Raw genomic sequence first — 1,546 nt, forward strand, 5'->3', positions numbered from 1 at the left:
GGCTTCCCCCGCACCGACTGGTACGCCGCCTACCAGGCCGCACACCCCGCCCAGGCGGCCAGGATCGAGGCCCAGGCCCGCACCCGCGTCGACGAGGTCGCCGCCGAGGTGGCCGCCCGCCCACCGGCGGCCTGGACGGCGGCATGAGCCCGGGGGAGCGCCCCGGCCGTCCGGACCCCGCCGTTCCGCCGGTCGCGAGCCGCGGCGTCGCCCGGGTGGGCGAGGACCTCAACCGCGCCCTCCACGACCTCCTGGAGGACGACCCCTCCGTGTACGTCCTCGGAGAGGACCTGCTCGACCCCTACGGAGGCGCCTTCAAGATCACCAAGGGCCTGTCGACCCGCTTCCCCGACCGCGTCCTGACCACCCCGCTCAGCGAGGGGACCATCGTCGGGGCGGCCTCCGGGCTGGCCCTCGCGGGCGGCAAGGCGATCGCCGAGATCATGTTCGCCGACTTCGCCGCGCTCGCCTTCGACCAGATCCTCAACTTCGCCAGCAAGTCCGTCACCATGTACGGCGCCCGCGTCCCCATGCCGCTGGTGGTCCGCTGCCCCTCAGGAGGCCACCGCGGGTACGGCCCCACGCACAGCCAGAGCCCGCAGAAGCACTTCATCGGCATCCCCGGCCTGTCGCTGTTCGAGATGTCGCCGTTCCATGACAACCGGGCCGTCCTCGACCGCATGCTCGCGCTGGGGGAGCCGTGCCTGCTCTTCGAGGACAAGGTGCTCTACACGCGGCGCATGTATCCGCCGGGAGTGGTGGAGGAGCTGTTCCGATGGGAGCTCGCGGGCGACGTGGCGGTGGTGCGCCTCGACCCGGCCTCGACCGGCTTCGACCCGGCCGCGACCGGCTTCGACCGGGCCTCGACCGGCCGCGACCCCGTGCCGGTCGACGGCGGCCCGGAGATCCCTCCCGGCGACCTCGACTACGTCGTCATCGTTCCCGGCGGGCTGGCCCACCGGGCGCTGGCCGCCATGCGGGCCCTGCTGCTGGATCACGACCTGGCCGGCGTGCTGCTGGTGCCCTCCCGCCTGTACCCCTTCGACCCGGCGCCCCTGCTCGACCTGCTCGGGCGCGCGCCGCTGATCTGCGTCGCCGAGGACGGCAGCGCGGGCGGCACCTGGGGCGGCCACGTCGCCGCCGATCTGCACACCCGGCTCTGGGGGCGGCTCCGGCGGCCGGTCAAGCTGGTCAGCTCGGCCGACAGCGTCATCCCCACGGCCGCCCACCTGGAACGGGACGTGCTGGTGCAGGACAGCACGATCCGCCGCGCCGTACTGGAAGGGCTCGATGGTTGAGATCCGGGTGCCCAAGCTGAACACCAACGACTCGGCGTACGTGCTGGTCGCCTGGCTGGCGCGGGACGGGGCGGCGGTGCGTGCGGGCGACGTGGTGGCGGAGGTGGAGACATCGAAGACGGTGGAGGAACTCGTCAGCGAGCACGACGGCGTCCTGATCCACCTGACGCCGGCGGGCCGCGACATCGCCCCCGGCGACCCCATCGCCCGCATCACCTCCCCGGCCGCAACCACTGGCCCGCCTCCCC

2 protein-coding genes are annotated in these 1,546 nt (G+C 73.7%); both read left to right on the plus strand.

Annotation, left to right across the window (positions count from 1 at the left end):
* Positions 1-143: 143 nt before the first annotated feature.
* Complete coding sequence (locus E1292_RS50315) at positions 144-1,298, plus strand: alpha-ketoacid dehydrogenase subunit beta (RefSeq protein ID WP_132606863.1); 1,155 nt, start codon at positions 144-146, stop codon at positions 1,296-1,298.
* Positions 1,291-1,546, plus strand: a 256-nt coding sequence (locus E1292_RS50320) for a lipoyl domain-containing protein (RefSeq protein ID WP_220447474.1), incomplete at its 3' end; no start/stop codon positions are given. The genes E1292_RS50315 and E1292_RS50320, both read left to right, overlap by 8 nt.

Origin of the sequence: Nonomuraea deserti (assembly GCF_004348685.1) — a bacterium.
Classification (GTDB): domain Bacteria; phylum Actinomycetota; class Actinomycetes; order Streptosporangiales; family Streptosporangiaceae; genus Nonomuraea; species Nonomuraea deserti.

What these genes read in the sequence shown, in the direction of transcription:
- E1292_RS50315 (WP_132606863.1), top strand. Translation starts at nt 144, where the DNA reads ATGAGCCCGGGGGAGCGCCCCGGCCGTCCGGACCCCGCCGTTCCGCCG.